The organism is Gemella haemolysans, assembly GCF_028308085.1.
Classification (GTDB): domain Bacteria; phylum Bacillota; class Bacilli; order Staphylococcales; family Gemellaceae; genus Gemella; species Gemella haemolysans_D.
In genome coordinates this window covers 1-213 of record NZ_JAQMFS010000016.1, presented here as the reverse complement: position 1 = coordinate 213, position 213 = coordinate 1, and the positions used below count along the sequence as shown (strand labels likewise).

Sequence of the window (213 nt, the reverse complement as noted above, 5' to 3'; positions counted from 1 at the left end):
GAAAGTCAAGTAGGTACACATAAGTACAAAATATCAGAAGTTGCAGGAAACGAACCAGGTGTTACATATGATAAAACTGTGTATGAAGTAGAAGTAAGTGTAACAAAAGATACACAAACAAATAGACTAAATGCAACAGTATCAAAAACACCTGAAGAATTAAAATTCACAAACCAATACACTCCTGCAGAAAAAACAAGTGTAACATTAGGT

1 protein-coding gene is annotated in these 213 nt (G+C 32.4%); it reads left to right on the top strand.

The window, feature by feature from the left end; all coding sequences use genetic code 11:
- A partial coding sequence (locus tag PNO30_RS00880) for a Spy0128 family protein (protein WP_271986816.1) occupies positions 1–213 on the top strand: 213 nt, incomplete at both ends.